The organism is Ruegeria sp. SAZA006 (genome assembly GCF_059613465.1).
Window position 1 is genome coordinate 219,935 of sequence record NZ_JBXWSO010000017.1, and the last position, 21,316, is coordinate 241,250.

19 protein-coding genes are annotated in these 21,316 nt (G+C 62.1%); 4 read left to right on the top strand and 15 right to left on the bottom strand.

Features of this window, described 5'->3' with window-relative positions; translation table 11 throughout:
* Positions 1 to 51: 51 nt before the first annotated feature.
* From nusB to AC2FNZ_RS18950, 4 genes are all read right to left on the bottom strand, one after another.
* Positions 52 to 534 (bottom strand): transcription antitermination factor NusB, encoded by a 483-nt coding sequence (gene nusB, locus AC2FNZ_RS18935; RefSeq protein ID WP_170363703.1) that lies wholly within the window; start codon positions 532 to 534, stop codon positions 52 to 54.
* Positions 531 to 1,082, bottom strand: coding sequence for a 6,7-dimethyl-8-ribityllumazine synthase (locus AC2FNZ_RS18940; protein ID WP_496841638.1), 552 nt, complete (start codon positions 1,080 to 1,082; stop codon positions 531 to 533). Before AC2FNZ_RS18940 ends, nusB begins: the two co-directional genes overlap by 4 nt.
* A gap of 2 nt (positions 1,083 to 1,084) precedes the next feature.
* Positions 1,085 to 2,206, bottom strand: coding sequence for a 3,4-dihydroxy-2-butanone-4-phosphate synthase (ribB, locus tag AC2FNZ_RS18945; protein ID WP_093961762.1), 1,122 nt, complete (start codon positions 2,204 to 2,206; stop codon positions 1,085 to 1,087).
* A gap of 116 nt (positions 2,207 to 2,322) precedes the next feature.
* The gene (locus AC2FNZ_RS18950; RefSeq protein WP_170339138.1) at positions 2,323 to 2,910 is read right to left on the bottom strand and encodes a riboflavin synthase; all 588 of its coding nucleotides are present in this window, start codon (positions 2,908 to 2,910) and stop codon (positions 2,323 to 2,325) included.
* Between the two features lie 152 nt (positions 2,911 to 3,062).
* On the opposite strand from AC2FNZ_RS18950, the gene AC2FNZ_RS18955 reads away from it, so the two are divergent.
* From AC2FNZ_RS18955 to AC2FNZ_RS18965, 3 genes are all read left to right on the top strand, one after another.
* Positions 3,063 to 4,361, top strand: a complete 1,299-nt coding sequence (locus AC2FNZ_RS18955) for a capsule polysaccharide biogenesis protein (RefSeq protein ID WP_496841640.1) — start codon at positions 3,063 to 3,065, stop codon at positions 4,359 to 4,361.
* 92 nt (positions 4,362 to 4,453) lie between these two features.
* A complete protein-coding gene (locus AC2FNZ_RS18960; RefSeq protein WP_170363706.1) occupies positions 4,454 to 5,587 on the top strand; it encodes a polysaccharide biosynthesis/export family protein in 1,134 nt (377 codons plus the stop codon).
* Between the two features lie 3 nt (positions 5,588 to 5,590).
* Positions 5,591 to 7,591, top strand: coding sequence for a capsule polysaccharide biogenesis protein (locus AC2FNZ_RS18965; protein WP_496841642.1), 2,001 nt, complete (start codon positions 5,591 to 5,593; stop codon positions 7,589 to 7,591).
* A 9-nt stretch (positions 7,592 to 7,600) separates the two neighbouring features.
* Here the strand turns inward: AC2FNZ_RS18965 and ribD are convergent, their stop codons facing one another.
* The 4 genes from ribD to AC2FNZ_RS18985 form a co-directional block, all read right to left on the bottom strand.
* On the bottom strand, positions 7,601 to 8,701 hold the full coding sequence (ribD, locus tag AC2FNZ_RS18970; RefSeq protein ID WP_093961757.1) for a bifunctional diaminohydroxyphosphoribosylaminopyrimidine deaminase/5-amino-6-(5-phosphoribosylamino)uracil reductase RibD: 1,101 nt from the start codon (positions 8,699 to 8,701) through the stop codon (positions 7,601 to 7,603).
* On the bottom strand, positions 8,698 to 9,168 hold the full coding sequence (gene nrdR, locus AC2FNZ_RS18975) for a transcriptional regulator NrdR (RefSeq protein WP_039534475.1): 471 nt from the start codon (positions 9,166 to 9,168) through the stop codon (positions 8,698 to 8,700). The genes ribD and nrdR overlap by 4 nt, the downstream gene beginning before the upstream one ends.
* Positions 9,169 to 9,288: 120 nt before the next feature.
* Positions 9,289 to 9,702, bottom strand: coding sequence for a secondary thiamine-phosphate synthase enzyme YjbQ (locus tag AC2FNZ_RS18980; RefSeq protein ID WP_170586167.1), 414 nt, complete (start codon positions 9,700 to 9,702; stop codon positions 9,289 to 9,291).
* 22 nt (positions 9,703 to 9,724) lie between these two features.
* Complete coding sequence (locus AC2FNZ_RS18985) at positions 9,725 to 10,126, bottom strand: hypothetical protein (RefSeq protein ID WP_093961755.1); 402 nt, start codon at positions 10,124 to 10,126, stop codon at positions 9,725 to 9,727.
* Positions 10,127 to 10,538: 412 nt separating this feature from the next.
* Here AC2FNZ_RS18985 and AC2FNZ_RS18990 point away from each other — a divergent pair, with 412 nt between their 5' ends.
* Positions 10,539 to 11,558, top strand: coding sequence for a helix-turn-helix domain-containing protein (locus AC2FNZ_RS18990; protein WP_496841644.1), 1,020 nt, complete (start codon positions 10,539 to 10,541; stop codon positions 11,556 to 11,558).
* 186 nt (positions 11,559 to 11,744) lie between these two features.
* On the opposite strand, the gene rpoD is transcribed toward AC2FNZ_RS18990, so the two are convergent.
* The 7 genes from rpoD to AC2FNZ_RS19025 all read right to left on the bottom strand — a co-directional run bounded on the left by rpoD (position 11,745) and on the right by AC2FNZ_RS19025 (position 21,249).
* On the bottom strand, positions 11,745 to 13,733 hold the full coding sequence (gene rpoD / locus AC2FNZ_RS18995) for an RNA polymerase sigma factor RpoD (RefSeq protein ID WP_093961753.1): 1,989 nt from the start codon (positions 13,731 to 13,733) through the stop codon (positions 11,745 to 11,747).
* A 114-nt stretch (positions 13,734 to 13,847) separates the two neighbouring features.
* Complete coding sequence (gene dnaG, locus AC2FNZ_RS19000; protein WP_496841646.1) at positions 13,848 to 15,800, bottom strand: DNA primase; 1,953 nt, start codon at positions 15,798 to 15,800, stop codon at positions 13,848 to 13,850.
* An 80-nt stretch (positions 15,801 to 15,880) separates the two neighbouring features.
* Complete coding sequence (locus tag AC2FNZ_RS19005; protein WP_170357503.1) at positions 15,881 to 16,177, bottom strand: hypothetical protein; 297 nt, start codon at positions 16,175 to 16,177, stop codon at positions 15,881 to 15,883.
* 33 nt (positions 16,178 to 16,210) lie between these two features.
* The gene (locus tag AC2FNZ_RS19010; RefSeq protein ID WP_496841648.1) at positions 16,211 to 16,756 is read right to left on the bottom strand and encodes a sarcosine oxidase subunit gamma; all 546 of its coding nucleotides are present in this window, start codon (positions 16,754 to 16,756) and stop codon (positions 16,211 to 16,213) included.
* Positions 16,749 to 19,682, bottom strand: coding sequence for a sarcosine oxidase subunit alpha family protein (locus tag AC2FNZ_RS19015; RefSeq protein ID WP_496841649.1), 2,934 nt, complete (start codon positions 19,680 to 19,682; stop codon positions 16,749 to 16,751). Before AC2FNZ_RS19015 ends, AC2FNZ_RS19010 begins: the two co-directional genes overlap by 8 nt.
* On the bottom strand, positions 19,679 to 19,942 hold the full coding sequence (locus AC2FNZ_RS19020) for a sarcosine oxidase subunit delta (protein WP_005983905.1): 264 nt from the start codon (positions 19,940 to 19,942) through the stop codon (positions 19,679 to 19,681). Before AC2FNZ_RS19020 ends, AC2FNZ_RS19015 begins: the two co-directional genes overlap by 4 nt.
* A gap of 53 nt (positions 19,943 to 19,995) precedes the next feature.
* On the bottom strand, positions 19,996 to 21,249 hold the full coding sequence (locus tag AC2FNZ_RS19025) for a sarcosine oxidase subunit beta family protein (RefSeq protein WP_496841651.1): 1,254 nt from the start codon (positions 21,247 to 21,249) through the stop codon (positions 19,996 to 19,998).
* Positions 21,250 to 21,316 lie beyond the last annotated feature (67 nt).

Genomic DNA, 21,316 nt, shown 5'->3' on the forward strand with positions numbered 1-21,316 from the left:
ACGACAGGAGTCTAGCGCAATTTCATGCCGGGTAAAATCGCCCGTGGCGCGTCAGAACGCCTCGGGTTTGGCCTCGCGGGCCATGTGATCCAGAACCGCGTTGACGAATTTCGGCTCTTTGCCTTCGGGGAAGAAGGCCCGCGCCACGTCGACGAATTCGGTGATGACCACCTTGGGCGGCGTGTCGCTCTGGCTTAGCTCGGCGCCGGCCGCGCGGAACAGCGCCCGCAAGGTCGGATCGATGCGCGAGATCGGCCACTTGGCCACCAGCGCCCGGTCGGTCATCTGGTCGATCGGCGCCTGATAGTTCACCGCGTCATCCACCAGCTTGCGGAAGACCGAGCTGTCGCCTTCCAGCATCTCGTCGCCCTCGTAGACCGCGCCGAACCGGTGATCCAGAAACTCGTTGACCACCTGCTCGGTCGTCTGGCCCGACTGCTCCATCTGGAACAGCGCCTGCACGGCATACAGCCGCGCGGCGGATTTCATCAGGCGTTTCCGGTTTGCCGGTTTCGGCGTGTCTGTCTGGGTCATGCTGTCGTTGATCCGTTGCTGTCGCCCGCCACGAGGATGGACTCGGACGGCGGCTTGAATCCGACGCCCTTTTTCGAAGCGCCCCACTTACGTCTGAGTGCGATCAGATGCAAGGCCGCAGCCGCCGCGCCGCCACCTTTGTTCATTTTTTCCGGATTTGCACGCACGTCGGCCTGCGCGTCATTTTCAACCGTCAGGATGCCGTTGCCGATGCACAGGCCCTGCAGGCCCAGCAGTTGGATTGCGCGGCTGGAATCGTTGCAGACGGTTTCGTAATGCGTGGTCTCGCCCCGGATCACGCAACCCAGCGCCACATAGCCGTCGAAGTTGCACTGGCGGTCGGCCATGGCAATCGCCGTCGGGATCTCGAGCGCACCGGGCACTTCGACCACCTCGCAGCTGCCGCCGGCGGCCTCGATTTCGGCCTTGGCGCCGCGAACCAGGTCGTCGGCGATGGCGCGATAGAACGGGGCCACGACGATCAGCAGCTTGACCGGGTCCTCGAATTTCGGGGTCGGCAGAACGCCGTGTTTGTCTTGCTCAGCCATGCTCAGTCATCCTTGAAAATCGAGCGGGTCCCGACGATGGACAGACCAAAGGCGTCCAGACCCAGGTATTTCGTCTGCGGCGAGTCGGTCAGCAGCACCAGTTCCTTTATGCCCATCTTGGACAGGATCTGCGCGCCCAGACCGGTTTGCTTGATGGTGCGCGGGCCTTCGTCCTCGGCCGCGTACAGCGAGTTGCGCGGGTTGCGGAACAGGCAGACCACGCCCCGCCCCTCGGCGGCAATCTTTTCCATCGCGCGCGGCAGTTCCTGCGGCGATTTCGGGCCAAGACCCAGAATGTCCGAGGCCTCGTGCAGCGCGTGGGTGCGGGTCAGGACGGGCTCGGGCGTGCTGATGTCGCCCTTGATCATCACCAAATGCTCAATCCCGTGGGTCTGATCGGTGAAGATCCGCATCTCCCACTCACCGCCATATTCAGACGTGACCATCCGGCGCGCGGTCTCGACCACCAGATTGTCGTGGCGCGCGCGGTACGAGATCAGATCGCTGATGGTGCCGATCTTCAGCCCATGCTCCTTGGCGAATTCAACCAGATCGGGCAGTCGGGCCATGGTGCCGTCGGGCTTCATGATCTCGCAGATCACGCCCGAGGGGTTCAGCCCGGCGAGGCGCGAAATGTCCACGGCGGCCTCGGTGTGGCCGGCGCGCACAAGCACCCCGCCCCGCTTGGCGCGCAGCGGAAAGACATGGCCGGGCGTGGCCAGATGCGCCATGGTGTTCTGCTCGTTGATCGCGGTGGCGATGGTCAGCGCCCGATCGGCGGCGGAAATGCCGGTGCTAACGCCTTCGCGTGCTTCGATCGAGACGGTAAAGGCGGTTTCGTGCCGCGACGAGTTGTTCACGGCCATCATCGGCAGGCCTAGCCGGTCGATCCGCTCGGCCGTCATCGGCAGGCAGATAAGCCCGCGGCCATGAGTGGCCATGAAATTGATCGCCTCGGCATCGGCGAATTCCGCCGGGATCACCAGGTCGCCTTCGTTCTCGCGGTCCTCGTGGTCGACCAGGATGTACATCCGGCCTTGGCGCGCCTCTTCGATGATCTCTTCGATCGGGCTGATCGCGTCGCGCAGCTGGGCCTCGACCGGTCCGGGTGTTTCAAAGCTCATGGGGCAGCCTTTCACAGAGCAGGTGTTGCATCGCGGGATAGACCAGCGCGCGCGCAAAGGCCAGTCCGCAAACGAAGTGGGCCATACCTAACGCGACGCAATTTCCTCGCTGGCGATCACGAAACCTCGGCCAGACGAGCCACGTACCGGGCGAGCGTGTCGATTTCCAGATTGACCCGATCTCCGACCTTCGCCGCGCCCCAGGTCGTCACCTCTTTGGTATGGGGAATGAAGTTGATCCCGAAATCGCAACCGTCGACATCGTTGACCGTAAGCGAAGTGCCGTTCAGAGCAACCGAGCCCTTGGGCGCGATGAAGCGCGCTAAATCCTTGGGCGCGCGCAGGGTTACGCGGGTGCTGTCTCCTTCTTCGGCCATCGCGACGATCTCGGCGACGCCATCGACGTGCCCCGAAACGATATGGCCACCCAATTCGTCACCCACCTTCAAGGCCCGTTCAAGGTTGACCCTTGAGCCCACATTCCAGCCGTCCAGATTGGTTTTGGAAACGGTCTCGGCGCTGATCTGAACATCGTACCAGTCATCACCCAGCGCGATGACGGTCAGGCAAACCCCGTCGCTGGCGATCGACGCACCAATATCTATGCCGGATGTATCATAGCCTGTCCGGATGCGCGCCCGCAGATCGCCCTGCTGCTCCAACTCGATGATTGTGCCGATATCGGTGACGATCCCAGTGAACATTCCGTTAACCCTCTGCGCCTAAGCTGTGCCATGCAATCCACGCCGAGGTAAGGCCAAGTGGCGGGCGGAGCAAGCCCTGCCTTGCCCGGCTGGATGCAAAAAGGCATAGTTTGTTCAATAAAACACGGGCAACAAGAATTCGAGCATCTGGCATGAGGCAATCGAAGGACACCTCCGACAGTCGCGTATTTCTGTTTTTGCAGGGGCCGCATGGGCCGTTCTTCAGCGGCTTGGGTCGCATGTTGCGCGCGGCTGGCGCGCAGGTGTGGCGTGTCGGGTTCAATGCCGGGGACCAGGCGTTTTGGTTCGATCGCGCCAGCTATATCCCCTATCGCGGCAGGCTCGACGACTGGCCGGAAAGCCTGAGGAATATCATCCTTGCGCGCGGTGTTACCGACATCGTGCTTTATGGCGATGTTCGCCCGGTGCACGCCGACGCGATCCGGACGGCGCGAATCCATGGCATCCGTGTTCATGTGTTCGAGGAAGGTTACCTTCGACCTTGGTGGGTCACCTATGAGCGCAATGGGTCCAACGGGCATTCTCGCCTGATGGATCTGGAAATCGCCCAGATGCAGCAGGCGTTGCAAAGCTCGGGCGCCAAAACGCCCCCACCCCCGTCACATTGGGGAGATATGCGGCAACACATTTTCTACGGCGCTCTGTACCATTGGTTCGTTCTGTGTATGAACCGCGGGTACCGAAACTTCCGCCCGCACCGAGAAGTGCCTGTCTCAAAGGAATTCAAACTGTATTTCAAACGTTTGGCGCTCATGCCGATTCATCGGTTGCAGCGAGTTCTCGCCACCTGGCGCGTAAGGCGCGGCGGGTTCCCGTATCATCTGGTTCTGCTGCAACTGGGGCACGACAGTTCGGTCCAGGCGCATTCGGACTTTTCATGCATGGCCGATTTCATCACCCCGGTGATGGAAGGGTTCGCCAAGGGCGCTCCGTCCCACCACCGCCTCGTCATCAAGGAACATCCCCTTGAGAACCAGCGCGAGCCGCTGAGAAGACGCGTCCAAGCACAGGCGCGCGCTTTGGGCATCTCGGATCGCGTGCATTACGTGCCCGGCGGAAAGCTGGCGCGACTACTGGATCACGCGAGCTCGGCCCTGACCATCAATTCCACCGCAGGACAGCAGGCCCTGTGGCGTGGCATCCCTCTGCGTGTCTTCGGCAAGTCGGTCTACGACAAGCCTGAACTGGTCTCACATCAAACGATTGACGAGTTCTTCAGGCACCCGCAAAAGCCGGACACAGAAGCCTATCAGGCATACCGCCAATTCCTGTTGGAAACCAGCCAGGTGCCGGGCGGCTATTACTCGCGCGGCGGACGGCGCCAGTTGCTGCGGCGGGTCGCTGACATGATGCTGCAGGCCCGTGACCCTTACCAGGCCGCGCTGACCGGAATCGCGACCATCACGCCACAGTTGAAAATCGTTGAATGACACGGTGCTTGGCTGGCTGGAACTTGAAGTATGAAACCGCTAGTTTGGCCGCAAACCAAAAGACTACATACGAAACTCGAGGTATTTCGGCAGTGCAGCGTTTCCCTACTCGATGGATACGAGGGTTTTCCCTTGTTGCAGCCATTGGCCTTCTGACAGCGTGCCAACTGCCCAAGGCAGGGCCGAACAAAACCGAAATTCTGGCGGGCTCGACGGTCAATGGCGGCAACGCCCACGTGGTCGAAGTTGATGACCGGGTGGCCCACGTCACCTCTGCGGTTCCACAGTTTGGTTTTCCGCCTGCCTTCCGGTCAGCACAAAGCGTAACATCCGACACCATTCGTCCCGGCGACGTGCTTGGCCTGACCATCTGGGAAAACGTCGACGACGGTCTGCTGGCTGGCGAAACCGGCCCTTCGACCAATCTCGACGAGGTTCAGGTCGACAGCGAAGGCTTTATCTTCGTGCCCTATGCCGGCCGCTTGCGCGCCTCGGGCAATACGCCCGAGCAGCTTCGCTCGCTGATTGCAGAAAAGCTGCGCGAGCAGACGCCTGATCCGCAGGTTCAGATCCGCCGCGTGGCGGGTGACGGTGCGACGGTCTCGGTAACCGGTACGATCGGCGCCTCTGGCATCTATCCGATCGAGCGCCCGACCCGCACCTTGTCGACGATGCTTGCAAGGGCCGGTGGCGTGGCGGTCGCCCCGGATATTGCGCTGGTCACGGTGATCCGCGGCAATCAGCGTGGCACCGTGTGGTATGACGATTTGTTCCGCAATCCTGAAACCGACATCGCACTGCGCGGCGGTGATCGCATCCTGGTCGAACAGGACACCCGGTCGTATATCGCGCTGGGGGCCACGGGTGGGCAATCCCGGGTCGCCTTCGACAGTCAGGATCTGTCCGCGCTGGAAGCGCTGGCGCAGGTCGGCGGCTTGCAATCGCTGTCCTCGGATCCCACAGGGATCTTCGTTCTGAGGGACGAGCGTGAAGATATCGCACGTAAAGTGCTGGGTCAGCCGAACCTTCAGGGCGAACAACGCGTGATCTACCTGCTGAACCTCACGGCGCCCAACGGTCTGTTTGTTGCACGTGATTTCGTGATCCGCGACGACGACACGATTTACGTGACCGAAGCCCCCTATGCACAGTGGACCAAGTCGATTTCGCTGATTGCCGGTGGTCTGACACCCGTTGCAAACGTCGCCACGCTGACCGGAAACTGAGGCATGAAACCCGGCGCCGACACCGCGGACGCCGAGGATCGAACGCGCCTGTATGTCTACAATGGTGGGTTTCTGACCCAACGCAGGGTCCGACGCATCCTGTCGCTGGAGGGGTTTGACATTCGCGTTGGGCTTCCGCGTTCGGGCGACATGGTGGGCATCTGGGGCGAAAGCCCGACCGCGCACCGCGGAACCCGAGTTGCGAAGGACCGGAATATCCCGCTGTTGCGGGTCGAGGATTCCTTCCTGCGATCCTTGCTGCCGGGACGCGATCACGAGCCGCCGCTGGGCCTGCTTCTGGAACGACGTGCGATGCATTTCGATCCGTCACAGCCGTCGGACCTCGAAACTCTGCTGGCCACGCACCCGCTGGATGACACCGCCCTGCTGGATCGGGCGCGCGGCGCGATCGCACGGCTGAAGGAGTCGCACCTGAGCAAGTATTCGGCCTGCGACCCGGATATCGCGCCCCCGGATCCGGGCTATGTACTGGTTGTCGATCAGATACAGGGCGATGCGGCGGTTACGGCAAGCCGGGGCGACCCGGCGCGGTTTCTCGAAATGCTGATCATGGCCCAAGAGGAAAACCCCGGCGCGCGTGTGATCATCAAGACCCACCCGGAAACACTGCAGGGTCATCGGCGTGGTTTTTTCTCGGCGGATGACGAAACTGACCGTGTCTCCCTGCTGGCGGATCAGATCAGCCCCTGGTCGTTGCTGGAAGGCGCGATCGGGGTCTATACCCTGTCCTCGCAGCTGGGGTTTGAGGCCATTCTGGCCGGTCACAAACCTAGGGTTTTTGGGCAACCCTTCTATGCTGGGTGGGGTCTGACTCAGGACGAGATGCCTCTGGCGCGCCGTCAGCGTAATCTGACCCGCGCTCAACTATTCGCTGCCGCCATGATACTGTACCCGACGTGGTACGATCCCTATCGCGACCAGCTGTGTGAGCTGGAAGCGGTGCTGGATACGCTTGAAGCCCAGAGCCGCGCTTGGCGACAGGACAGGCACGGCTGGACAGCGTCTGGAATGCGCTTGTGGAAACGCAGGCATATTCAGCAAACCTTCGGGAAGTGGAAAAAAGTCCGTTTCGTGCCGGAACGACCCTTGGCGACCGATCGGTCCCATATGGTTTGGGGCAATCGTGATCTGGACGCCGAAGATGTGGTCCGCGTCGAAGACGGTTTTGTGCGCTCGCGCGGGTTGGGGGCCAACCTTGTGCCCCCGCTTTCACTGGTGACCGACGACCTTGGAATTTACTACGACCCCACCCGACCCAGCCGTCTGGAAGAACTGATCACCGCTCGCGAAGAGTTGCGACCCGATCAGGAGATACGGATACGCCGCCTGGTGACGCAACTCACCGCGGCGGGACTAAGCAAATACAATACGGGCGGCGGTTGCCCGCCCTTGCCGGACGGGCACCGGATTCTTGTACCTGGCCAGGTAGAGGACGACGCCTCGATCCGGTTGGGCACCAGCACGGTCCGCACAAATCTCGAGTTGCTGAGCACCGTTCGCGCGGCCAATCCCGACGCAGTTCTGATCTACAAACCGCACCCAGATGTTGAGGCCGGGCTTCGAGACGGTCGAATAGACGCCGAGGGTCTGGCGGATGTCGTCCTCCACGATGTCGATCCGGCACTGGTTCTGCCGGAGGTTCATGAGGTCTGGACAATGACCTCACTGCTTGGGTTCGAAGCTTTGCTGCGCGGGATAAAGGTCACTACGCTTGGGGCCCCGTTTTACGCCGGCTGGGGTCTGACGACGGACCTTGGATCGGTCCCGGCACGACGAGGCGCGCGACCGACGGTGTTGGGCCTGGCTTACGCCACGCTCATCGACTATCCACGGTATTTCGATCCAGTCACGCGCGACGCATGCCCGGCGGAGGTTGTCGCAGACCGTTTGACGAATGGCCCGATTGCACCTGCTGGGCCGGCAATTCGGCTGCTGGCTAAGCTTCAGGGGGCTTTTGCAACACATGCGAACCTGTGGCGCTAGGACTCGCCGCTAGCGGACCGGCCTGCGCCAGACATGCAGGACATCGCCACCCAAGTCCCGGGTTTCGACCAGCGAAAAGCGGGGCGCGTCCCCCAATTCCTCAAGCCCCATGGCGCCAATGGCGGGCAAGCCCTCGGCTCCGATGGCCAAGCCCGCGCTGAAACCGACCAGCTCGTCGACCAGATCATTTGCCAGTAGGGACGCAGCCAGAGCCGAGCCCCCCTCGCAGAATACCCGGGTCAGACCGGCCTGCCCCAATTGGTGCAGCATGTCTGCGGCGTCGATCCGGTGATCCTGCAAAGCGCAGGATATCAGCCGCGCGCCCAGTCCCTGCCACGCCGCGGCACGCTCAGGATCGGGCGACGGGCCATGGCACAGCCAAACGGGAATATCAGAGGCGGTTCGGGCCAATTGGCTGAGCAAAGGCAATTCAAGGTGACGTGAAACCACGACGCGCACGGGCTGCCGGTCGATACCTAGATCACGAACCGTCAGCGAAGGATCGTCGGCCCGCGCGGTGCCCGCGCCGACCATCACCGCATCGTGCCGCGCACGCATGGCGTGCACCGCCCGGCGGGCCTCGGGGCCGGTGATCCACTTGCTCTGCCCGGTCTCGGTTGCAATCCGTCCATCAAAGCTGCTGGCGAGTTTCAGCGTCACGAACGGTCGGCCTTGCTCGGTCTTCATGAAAAAGCCCGCGTGGTCCATTGCCGCCTGATCGCTCAGAACCCCGGTCGTGACCTCAATCCCGGCATCGCGCAACATGGCAAAACCCTGCCCCGCGACGCGCGGATCGCTGTCCTCGATCGCCGAAACCACGCGGGCCACTCCGGCGTCGATCAACGCCTGAGCACAAGGTGGCGTCTTGCCGTGATGCGAACATGGCTCCAGCGAAACATAAGCCGTCGCGCCACGCGCTTGTTCGCTGGCCTGGGCCAGAGCCTCGGTTTCCGCATGAGGGCGACCGCCGGGCTGCGTCCACCCGCGCCCGACGATCCGGCCGTTTTTCACCAGAACACATCCGACCGCGGGGTTGGGCCAGCAAGATCCTTGTCCGCGCCGCCCCAAGGACAGGGCCAGCGCCATGTATCGCTTGTCTGTTTCGGTCACTCGTCAGTCGATGGCTGCGGCGGGCGCAGTTCGTGGACGAACTCCTCGAAATCATCGGCCGCCTGGAAATTCTTGTATACGCTCGCAAAGCGAACATAGGCGACGGTGTCGATCCGCGCCAGAGCTTCCATGACGATCTCGCCGATCTTGTTGGAGGGAATGTCGGTCTCACCCATGCTTTCCAGGCGCCGCACGATGCCGGATATCATCTGGTCGATGCGGTCCGGATCAATCGGGCGCTTCTGCATCGAAATCCGGATTGACCGTTCCAGTTTGTCCCGGTCGAAATCCTCGCGTTTGCCATTTGTCTTGATGACCACAAGGTCGCGCAACTGGACCCGCTCATAGGTGGTGAAACGGCCCCCGCACGCGGGGCAGAACCGACGCCTGCGGATGGCCACGTGATCTTCTGCCGGACGTGAGTCCTTGACCTGAGTATCGATATTTCCGCAAAACGGGCAGCGCATCCGCCGTCTCCTCGTCCCTTATTCCGCCTCTTTTTGTCAGCGCTGTGGCCGACTTATCCACAACTATAGGGCAGCCGCTACAGTTTGGGTAGTCGGAAATTTCAACCGCTATATGCAGGGTCACCCAAAATGCGCCGCAACTCGGCGAACGTGGGGCGCGGTCCGGTGTTCGAACAGGTAGATACCCTGCCATGTTCCCAAGGCAGGGCGCCCACTTAAGACCGGGACCGAAAGAGAGACCGGCATCATCGCCGCCTTGATATGGGCCGGCATGTCATCGGGCCCCTCATACGTATGTTTCAGATAAGACATCGACTGATGATCCGAGGGCGGAACCAGCCGCGAGAAAAATGCCTGCAGGTCCGTCTGAACTTCGGGATCCGCGTTTTCCTGTATCAACAGTGAACAGGATGTGTGGCGGACGAACAGCGTCAGCAATCCGTCGGCCACACTTGCGGACAGCCAGTCACGGATGTCAGAGGTGAACTCGTACAGCCCCTGCCCTCGGGTTTCGATGGTGAATTCGGCCTGCATCAACCGGGTGGCCCTGTTCGCGTCAGTTGAAGAAGGGGCGCACGTTGCATCGGGCGTTCGCACCTTGGACCGACATGCTGTAGCCCGGTTGAAATCCCGAAACCACTACGCTGGGTTGCTGTGGCACGCCGCCTGTCGGCGGTTTGATGGAAAACTGAACGGCGGTCCGACGCCCGGTTGTCACACTGGGCCCATAGCCGCGTAAAACGTAAATCCGCTGCTGCCAGCCGGCCCCCAGTTTGCGCCGAGCAAAATCCGCCGCCGCGCACCAATACCCATCAACGTCCTGCCGGGCGCGGGGGATGACCTCAAAATCGGTGCTGTTCATCGGCTCGGTCCGGTACCCGTTCGGGGCGGCGTCAGTCTCGACCGGAGCGGCTGCAACCATTGCCGCAACCGCGGCGCATGTCAGAATATGTTTCATTGCAAATATCTTCCCTGATTTCGACACGCATCATAGCCTAGTTTTTCACCAAGCCCAGAACAGCGTCGTTCACGATGATTTCAGGAACAGTGCGCACGCGAATGGTGCCTTGCGTCTAGGGAGTCGGGACATGCATTCAATGTGTGCCGGGGAGCCACAGATCGGTTGGTGTGACCAAATCCTTCGGCTCAGCCCGATCCCCACGGGACTGACCCGGCACGCGGCTGATCTATGACGGCCGTAGCACGGTGTCTTTCTTTGCCCGGCCACGTCTTTGTGATCTGAAGCCATTTCCGGCGTAAATACTTGCGCCGTGTCTGACCCTGTGTGGGAACTGTCACCTCACAAAAACTATGCAAATGACAAAATTCGCTACATAATCCGGCCAATTCAGTGGGTTCCGGAGCGTGGTATGCAAGTCGATATCGCCAGAATTCAGTTGCTGGCGTCCGCGTTGCAGGCGCAGGCAGGGAATACTGATACGGTCGTTCGTGTCCTGACCAAGAGCGGGCTGAGTGCGCAAGACCTCGCGCCGCCTGCAAAGCTGTACAGCGCCCACAGCGAGGCATTGTTCGCCCGCCACGCTTGCGATGAACTCAACGACATCCTGTTCGGCGCGCGAACGGGTTTGCAGTTCAGTGCAACCTCCAGCCTGACGGCATATATCAGCAAGTATTCCCGGGATCTGCGGCAGGTTCTGGAGAACGCCAACCACTTCCACCGGCTGATTGATCCTGCCATCGCCGTGAGGCTGCACGAGTCCGGCAATTCGGCAACCATCGAGGCCAGGTGGAAGGACCCAAGCTTTTCGCGGTACCACCGGCGAACCGAGTTCCTCATGTTTGCCTGCATTGCCCGCCTGCGTGCTCTCACGGGGATCCCGATCCAACCGATCGAACTGCGGTTTCAGCACAAGGTCGGCGCGCTAGAGGAAGACTATTCGAAACTCGGCAAGTTCCCGGTGGTGTTTGGCGCGGAAAAGCTGGAGATCATTTTGCCGCAATCAACGCTCGACGTGCCCGTCCCGACCTACGACCCCAGCTTGCGACAGCACCTGATGGAATATGGTGACCGTCTGCTGCATGAAAACAGTGACGAAAAACAGACTCTACGGTCGCGGGTCGAAGGGCGGATCACCCAATCGCTTCCCGGGGCCATCGCCCGCGCCGAACAGGTTGCCAAGGATCTGGGCATGAGCCCGCGGACATTCGGTCGACGCCTGACCGAGGAAGGCACCAGCTTTCGCGAAATTGTCGACGACCTGCGCTGCGACCTAGCCAGAACGTTTCTGAAGAACGACATGGGCCTTTCTGAGATCTCGTACAGCCTTGGCTACGCAGACCAAGCGGCATTTTCGACTGCCTTCAAACGCTGGACCGGGCAATCTCCCAGCGCGTTCAAGGATCAGTCCCGGCGCAGAGAGCTTGCCTGACAAGCGGCCGGGGGTCATCAGCGTTGCCGCCTCGCCCCGACCTGTCCCATGAGTGGACACAAGCGATATGGTCCGCGAAGGCTCTGACCACTTGCGAATTCCCGCCAAATTGAATTCACGTTTGGCCGTCGTGAACCAAACCGCAGCTCAAATGAAAAAGGCGCCTCGATCGAGACGCCTTTTTGATCACTGATCCAGGAAGGACCGCAGCTTTCGGCTTCGGCTGGGATGTTTCAGCTTGCGCAGCGCCTTGGCTTCGATCTGCCGGATACGTTCGCGCGTCACGCTGAACTGCTGACCGACCTCTTCCAGCGTGTGGTCGGTGTTCATGCCGATGCCGAAACGCATCCGCAGAACCCGCTCTTCGCGCGGGGTAAGCGAGGCCAGTACCCGCGTGGTGGTTTCCTTGAGGTTTTCCTGAATGGCGCTGTCCAGCGGCAGCACGGCATTCTTGTCCTCGATGAAATCACCCAGCTGGCTGTCTTCCTCGTCGCCGATCGGGGTTTCCAGAGAGATCGGCTCCTTGGCGATCTTCATCACCTTGCGGACCTTTTCCAGCGGCATCTGCAGCTTTTCGGCCAGTTCTTCCGGCGTCGGCTCGCGACCGATTTCGTGCAGCATCTGGCGGCCAGTCCGCACCAGCTTGTTGATCGTCTCGATCATGTGCACCGGAATACGGATGGTGCGCGCCTGATCCGCGATCGAGCGCGTGATCGCCTGACGGATCCACCAGGTCGCATAGGTCGAGAATTTGTAGCCACGGCGGTATTCGAACTTGTCCACCGCCTTCATCAAGCCAATGTTACCTTCCTGAATAAGATCAAGGAATTGCAGGCCACGGTTGGTGTATTTCTTTGCGATCGAGATCACCAGGCGCAGGTTGGCCTCGACCATTTCCTTCTTGGCCTGACGCGCCTCTTTCTCGCCCTTCTGAACCTGCTGGACGATGCGGCGGAACTCGCTGATGTCCAGACCGACATACTGGCCCACCTGAGCCATGTCGTTGCGCAGTTCCTCGACCTTGTCGGACGAGCGTTCGATGAACATTTGCCAGCCCCGGCCCGGCTTTTCGGCCATCTCCGACAGCCAGTTCGGATCCAGTTCGCGTCCACGATAGGCTTCGATGAACTCACGGCGGTTGATGCGGGCCTGATCGGCCAGCTTCACCATGGCGCTGTCCAGTGACATCACCCGTTTGTTGATGCCGTACAACTGATCGATCAGAGCTTCGATCCGGTTGTTGTGCAGATGCAGGCCATTCACCAGTTCAACGATCTCGGCGCGCAGCTTTTGATAGGTCTGCTCATCCTTGTCGCTGAACGACCCATCCTCGTTCAGAGTTGCCGAGATCCGGCTGTCCTGCATTTCCGAGAGCTTTGCGAAATCCGTCGAGATCCGCTCAAGCTGAGTCAGAACCTGATCTTTCAGCGCCGCTTCCATCGCGGCCAACGACATGTTCGCCTGATCGTCTTCGTCATCGTCATCGTCGTTGGCAATCGGGTTGCCGTCGGCATCCAGTTCGGGACCCGTGTCCTTGGCGGGCTTGGCGGCCGCTACGGCCGAGGTATCCACCACCGGCTCTTCTACGTCGCCATCCTCGTCCATCTGATTGCCGAACGTCGCTTCCAGATCGATGACGTCACGCAGCAGGATGTCCTCGGACAACAGTTCGTCATGCCAGATCGAGATCGCCTGGAAGGTCAGCGGACTTTCGCAAAGCCCGAGGATCATGGTGTTGCGACCGGCTTCGATCCGCTTCGCGATGGCGATTTCGCCCTCGCGGCTCAGCAGTTCGACCGACCCCATCTCGCGCAGATACATGCGCACCGGGTCATCGGTCCGGTCCAGCTTTTCGGTTTGCGCACCGGCCAGCGCAACCTCACGGTTGCTGTCGGTGGTGACCAGATCGGTCGAGCCCTTCTGCTCTTCCTCTTCGGCCTCTTCGTCTTCGATGATGTTGATGCCCATCTCGGACAGCATCGACATGACGTCCTCGATCTGTTCCGAACTGACCTGATCCGGCGGCAGGACCTGGTTGAGCTGATCGTAAGTGATGTAGCCTTTCTCGCGAGCCTCGGCGATCATCTTCTTGACCTGGGCCTGGCTCATGTCCAGCGAGATTTCCTGTTCCTGGTCGTCGGACTTCCGTTCCTCGTTGGTATCCTTGGCGGCCATTCAGTGCTCCTGCAGGGATGGGTGATTCGATGGAACCGAATCATTAGCGCGTAGAAGTGATTCGGCCACCCGTTTACCCGTTTTTCTTTTCCAGTGCTTTATGAAAACACCACTTCAGCGGCGTTTCCGCTCGAACTTGATGCCGGACATGATCGCCTGAAACGCGTCTTTCTCGTCACGATTGATTCGCGCCCCGTTGTCAGCAATGTCGAAAACGGCCCTGTCCTCGTTCTGGCTGCGGCTTGCGCGGTTGCGTTCTTCGGCGGCCTGGGCCAACCGGAACGTTAACGCTTCATCCGCCAGATCGGACAACTCCTCTTCGGCTTCGGCAATCTCGGCATCCAGCCCCCGGAGCGCTTTGATTTTTGCGAGTTCCTCGGCCAGAGTCATCTGTGCCTTTTCGACGTCGCCCGGTTTGTGCACACAGGGGATTACAGCGACATGGCGAAGGGCCAGCAAATTTTCAAGAGGGGCCGGCCCCAAAGACTGAACAATGTGCTCTTTGAGGTTGTCGGGATCGTCGATCGCGTGCCGCAGGATCGCATCGCGCAGGGCCGCGTGATCGGGGTTCAGGCATTCCATCTCTTCCAGTTGGTGCTCGAATTGCACGACCACCTCGGGGTTCAGGATTGCAATCGCAAGGATTGCCGCTTCACGCAGCTGGATATCCGCATTCTCCGAGGACGCAAGGAACGAGGCCCGCGCATCCGGCGTTGCCGACGGTTTTGGCGGTTGCCATTTGCCCCTCGGCTGCCAGTTTCGAGCCCCTGCCCCTTGCCGCTGCGGGCGGAAAAGTTGCCAGCGGAGATCCTTGATTTCCTGCCCGTAGTGCGACCGGATCGAAGGATCGCGGATCAGTTGGATCTTTTCGCGCAGCGCCTTGTCGAGGGCCGCCTTGCGCTCTGGGCTGTCGAACACTTTGCCCTCGGTCTCGCGCCGCCACAGAAGCCTGACCATCGGAATGGCCGCGTCCAGCACCGCCTGAACCGCCGCCGGGCCTTCGGCGCGCAGCAGATCGTCGGGGTCTTTGCCCTCGGGCATCAGGGCGAACCGCAGAGACTTGCCGGCCACCAGCAAGGGCAGCGCCAGGTCGATGGCCCGCATCGCCGCGCGCAGGCCGGCGGTGTCGCCATCCAGCGCGATGATCGGCTCATCGGCGATGCGCCACAGCATGTGCAGTTGGTGTTCTGTGATCGCGGTGCCCAGCGGCGCGACGGCGGCGCCGAAGCCTGCTTCGGACAGGGCGATCACGTCCATATAGCCCTCGGCCACGATCAGTGGTTGCCCCTTGCCCGCCGCCTGACGGGCCGGTCCGTGGTTGTACAGGCTTCGTCCCTTGTCGAACAGCGCGGTTTCGGGCGAGTTCAGATACTTGGCGTTGTCGTTGGGGTCCGTCGCCCGCCCGCCGAACGCGATGCAACGGCCGCGCGGATCGCGGATCGGGAACATGATGCGGTTGCGGAAGGTGTCATAGGGCTTTTTGCCCTTGTTCGACGGCTTGGCCAGACCGGCGCCCAGGATCAGGTCCTCGGCCACGTTCTTGCCGCGCAGATGGTCCCACAACGCCTGCCAGCCGTCGGGTGCAAACCCGATTTCCCAGCGTTCCAACGCCTGAGCGTCCAGACCGCGGCGGTCCAGATAGGCGCGCGCCTCGGCCCCTGCCCCGGTCTTGAGTTGCAGGCGGAAGAACTGCACCGCCTGCTCCATGACATCGGCCAATTGCGCCCGATGGTCCTGCTTTTCCTGCGCCTTGGGGTCGCGCGCAGGCATCGGCAATCCGGCTTCGCGCGCCAGGATTTCGACAGCTTCCATGAACGATACGTTCTCGGTTTCCTTCACGAAGCTGATCGCGTCGCCCTTGGCATGGCACCCGAAGCAGTAATAGAACCCCTTTTGGTCATCCACATGGAACGAGGCGGTTTTTTCGTGATGGAACGGGCATGGCGCCCACATGTCACCCTTGCCCGGATTGGATTTGCGGTTGTCCCACATAACCTTTCGCCCGACGACCTGAGACAGGCTCAGACGGGTGCGCAGCTCATCCAGAAATCCAGGGGGCAATGACATGCTTCATACATGGCAGAAACCGGGCCGCCCGCCAAGGGCGCGGCAGGCCTTTGTCCACAGCCAATTCGCGGCCCTGTGGATTACTGCTGCAGGCACAGCTCCATCCATGCGGCACCTAGATCTTTTTTGCGGATGTCGCGCATCTTCTGCTCGTAGACCCATGGGGTGATCAACGGGATTGCGGCGTTGTAGTTCTCGGGCCAGGTCGGGCCGGCCTCGGCCACCGCTTCAGGAACGTCCCGTTCTTTCACGCGATCAAGACGGGCTTTTTGAACCGCCGCCACAACGTCTGCTTGATAGCGGCAGCTTTGTTCCTTGGTTTCAGCGGCAGCCAGCGGTGTGGCAAGCAGAGTGGCGGCAAGTGCGATACGCAGCATAAGGTCCCCTTGGAATCAGTTCTTTGCAACAGTCTAACCGCGTGCTGCCACACCTTCCATTGCCCTCTGCAGATCATGCACCAACGATGTGGACATCGACCGGAACACCATGATCTGAAAGGATTTCTCGCCAACCCGAGTGATCGACGCGGTCATGTGGAACAGGAGCGTGCGCGCCGTATGTCCACGCTTGAAGTGATGCGGGCGCAGATCGACGGGCACCAGACGGGCCAGAACATCCTCGGCCCCGTCGCCCTCAAGCCGCACCACGGCCCAGGCATCAGACTGGTCGACGACCGCGGCATAGGCGGACAGCGAAGGATCTGGTGCGGGGCCGATCAGCATGACCTGACCCGGGCCGAACCAGATGGCCCGCGCGCCCGACTTCCCGGTGGCGCGGTTTGGGGCCGGCAGCGCCATGCCATGCGCCGACTTCATCGCCTCGGACAATGCATTGGTCTGCCCTTGAAAGGCCGAAACCGTATGTATCGCGCCCGGGTCGACCTCGGTGACCGAGACCGTTCCGATGGTCAGCGGCAGCAGCCCGTCACACGGGGTCCGGGCAATCATCTTATCCACGCACACGCTCTCCCTCTGGATCAAAGAACACCGGGTCCGTCACCTCGCACAGCGTGGTCACGCCGCGCAGGTGATCGACCATCTTGACGATCTCGCCATGACGGTCGGGGCCGTCGGCCAGAAACGCCAGCCCCAGCATGCTGCCCAGCGTCGGCGAATAGCAGACCGAGGTCACATAGCCCTGATCGTTGGTACGCACCGGCGCGTCCTCTTCGTTGTACAGATGGGCGCCGGCCAGCAACTGGCGGCTTTCCCCGATGGGTTTGAGCCCGATCAATCGCTCGCGCCCCGGCTCCTCAAGCCCCGGGCGTTCAGACATGGTCTTGCCGATGCAGTCCTTTTTCTGCGACACCATCCGGCCCAACCCGATGTCATAGGCCGTGGTCCGCCCGTGGATTTCGGCATGGGTGATGAACCCTTTCTCGATCCGCAGGACGTTCAGCGCCTCCATTCCATAGAGGCCGCCGCCCAGCGCCTCGGCCCGTTGGGTCAGGATGTCGAACAGACTGGCCCCATACCGCGCGGGCACGGCGATTTCATAGGCGTGTTCGCCCGAGAACGAGATCCGGAACAGACGCCCCGGCACCCCCAGAACCGAAACCGGACCGCAGGCCATGAACGGCCATTCAGCATCATCCAGCGGGGTGTCCAGCACGCCGTTTAGCACTTCGCGCGATTTGGGGCCGGCCACGGCGAATTGCGCCCATTGTTCCGTCACTGAAACCAGTGACACGTCCAAATCAGGCCGCAGCCCCTGGCGGACAAATTCCAGATGTTTCATCACGTCACCGGCGGCGGCGGTCGTGGTGGTCATCAGGAAATGACTGTCACCCAGACGCGCGGTGGTGCCGTCATCCATGACGAACCCGTCCTCGCGCAGCATCAGCCCATAGCGCACGCGCCCGACCTTCAGCGTCGAAAACGTGTTGGAATAAACGAAATCCAGAAACTGCGCGGCGTCGCGCCCCTGAATGTCGATCTTGCCCAACGTCGAGACATCGCACACGCCGACCGCCGAGCGCACCATCTGCACTTCGCGGTCGCAGGACTGGCGCCAGGTGGTCTCGCCCGGCTGCGGGAAATAGCTGGGCCGATACCACAGCCCCGCCTCGACCATCGGCGCCCCGCGCGCCACCGACGCCTTGTGCGAGGTGGTGAAGCGCTGCGGCTTGAACCCCGCCCCCTCGGCCCCCGCGCCCAGCGCGGCAATGGCAATCGGCGCGTAAGGCGGGCGGAAGGTGGTGGTTCCGGTCTCGGGGATCGCCCGCCCGGTGGCATCCGCAAGAATGGCCAGCGCCGCGACATTCGAGTTCTTGCCCTGATCGGTGGCCATGCCCTGCGTGGTATAGCGCTTCATGTGCTCGACCGAGCGGAAGTTCTCGGTCGCGGCCTGTTTGACATCCTTGACGGTCACGTCGTTCTGGAAATCCAGCCACGCGCGCCCCTTGCCCGGTACCGCCCACAGCTGCGCGATTTCATAGGGCTGATCCTCGGCCTGCGGCGGCTCGGGCTTGGGCGCCTTGAGGCCCAGATCACCCAGCGCCTCGGTCGCAGCCGAAATACCCTCGCGCAGACAGGCGACGGTGGAGAACGCGCCGTTGCAGGCCCCGGCCGTGCGCATCCCGGGCACGGCGCCCGGCGTGGGCACGAAGGCGGCAATGTCACGCCGCCAAGTCGGTCGACCGTTCATGTGGCAGGTCAGGTGGACCGAGGGGTTCCATCCGCCGGTTATCGCCAGGCAATCGGTCTGAATGCGCTCTTCTCCGCTGGCGCGGCACACGGTGATCGACTCCAGCCCCTTGCGCCCCGAGCTGCCACAGACCTGCGCCCCGCGCAGCACCGGATAGTCCGTCGACACCGGCCCGTCATGGCGGCTGTCGATCACGGCGGCCACGTGGACACCTGCGGCCAGCAGATCGCGAGCCGTCCGGTGAATGTCATCGGTGTTGCCGAAGACTGTGACACTCCGGCCGGCCGCGACGCCCCAGCGGTTCAGATAGGCCCGCACGGCCCCGGCGGTCATGATGCCGGGCCGGTCATTGTCGCGAAACGCCACCGGGCGCTCCAGCGCCCCGGCCGCCAGAACCGAGCGCCGGGCGGCGATCCTCCAATATGTTTCCAGCGGCGCACCGGCGGGGCGGTCGCCCGTATGGTGCAAGACCCGTTCGAGCGCGGCAAAAGTGCCCTGATCGTAGGCCCCGGCAATCGTCGTGCGGGTCATCAGCCGCACATTCTCCATCGCCCGCAGTTCAGCCAGAACCTCGTCTACCCAAACGTGACCCGGCTTGCCATCCACCTCGAGCGTCTCGGCCAGCAGCCGCCCGCCCATCTGGTTGCTTTCGTCGGCCAGAATGACATCCGCCCCGGCTCGGCCGGCCGTCAAGGCGGCCATCAAACCCGCCGGACCAGCCCCGATCACCAGCAGGTCGCAGAAGGCATAGGCGCTTTCATACGTGTCGGCGTTGGCTTGCCCGGACAGCGCGCCCAACCCCGCGGCGCGGCGGATCATCGGTTCGTACAGCTTCTCCCAGAAGCTGCGGGGCCACATGAAAGTCTTGTAGTAGAAGCCCGCCCCCAAGAAGGGCGCGGCCAGATCGTTTACCGCCATCACGTCGAAATTCAGGCTGGGCCAGCGGTTCTGGCTGCGCGCCTCGAGGCCCGGATAGATCTCTTGCATCGTGGCACGGACATTGGGGTCCTGCGCGGCGCCTCGGCCGATGGTGACCAGCGCGTTCGGCTCTTCGCTGCCGGCGGTCAGGACGCCGCGCGGGCGATGATACTTGAACGACCGCCCCATCAAGCGCACGCCATTGGCCAGCAGCGCCGAGGCCAGCGTGTCGCCCTGAAAGCCCGAATACCGGATGCCGTCAAAGGAAAATTCGACCGAAGTGCCGCGGTCGATCAGGCCCCTGTCCGCGACCCTCATCGCTTGCCCCCGGACGCAGGTTCGGTCGCCGAAATTTCGTGGGTCAGCGTGTTACGGGTCACAACGATCCATGCGCCGCAGCCGCCTTCGTGATACCACAGGTCCCGCGTCTCGCCCGCCGGGTTGTCGCGCAGATACACGAAATCGTCCCAAGCCTCCGGTCCGGCATCCGGGGCGGGCCGGTCCAGATCGACAGCGGCCCCGCGATAGTAGAACTCGCGGCGATCGCGCTCGCCGCAATACGGGCAGGTGATCCTCATGGCCGCGCCTCCTGGCTTTCACAAATATTCGAACGAAACATACCGGCCCGCCCCTAATGCAGATTGTGCTGAGAGCCCTTGCCCTCTTCATCGATGATCCCGCGCCCGGTGCGGAAACGATCCAGCCGGAACCCTGTCGCGTTCTCGTGGTACCGGTCGGTGGCCATCAGGTGGGCAAACACGTTGCCCGAGCCCGGAACCGCCTTGAACCCGCCGTAGTTCCAGCCGCAGTTCAGGTACAGCCCGTCGATATGCGTGCGGTCGATGATCGGCGATCCGTCCGGCGACATGTCCATGATCCCGCCCCAGGACCGCAGCACCCGGGCCTTGCCGATCATCGGCATCAGGGCCACGCCGGCCTCCATCACGCTTTCGACCGTGGGCAGATTGCCCCGCGCCGCGTAGGAGGCATAGAAATCCAGGTCGCCGCCGAACACCAGCCCACCCTTGTCGGATTGGCTGATGTAGAAATGCCCCATGCCGAAGGTCACGACATGGTCGATGCAAGGCTTCAGCCCCTCGGTCACGAAGGCCTGCAACACATGGCTTTCGATCGGCAAGCGCATCCCGGCCATCGCCGCGACCTGGCTGGACCGGCCCGCAACCACGATCCCTACCTTCTTGGCCCGGATCGCCCCGCGCGTCGTCTGCACCCCGCGCACGGCGCCGTTTTCGATGTCGATGCCGGTGACCTCGCAATTCTGGATCAGATCCACCCCGCGCTGATCCGCCCCGCGGGCATAGCCCCAGGCCACGGCATCATGCCGGGCCGTGCCGCCGCGCGGATGATACAGGCCGCCATAGATGGGAAAGCGCAGATCGTCATAGTTCAGATAGGGCAGCATCTCGCGCAGCGCATCGCGGTCCAGCAGGATGGCATCGTCGCCCTGGCTGATCATCATGTTGCCCCGCCGCGCGGCCGCGTCCCGCTGCCCGTCTGAATGGAACAGGTTGATGATGCCTCGCTGTGAATGCATCACGTTGTAGTTCAGGTCCTCTTCCAAACCCTCCCACAGCTTGAGGGAATGCGAATAGAGCTCGGAATTTCCTTGCAGAAAATAGTTGGCGCGCACGATCGTCGTGTTGCGCCCCACATTGCCGCCGCCGATATAGCCCTTTTCCAGCACGGCGACATTTGTCAGTCCGTGCTCTTTCGCCAGATAATACGCGGTGCTGAGGCCGTGCCCCCCACCGCCGATAATGACGATGTCGTACTCGGCTTTGGGCTCGGGATCACGCCAATGCGCCGTCCAACCCTTGTTGCCCGTCAGTCCTTCCTTCAGGACGCGTAAGCCGGAAAAGCGCATTCAGATCTCCCTGCGGGTTTGCTGGCATCAAACCAACTTCCAACAGGAGTAGCAATCCGGGCTCGGG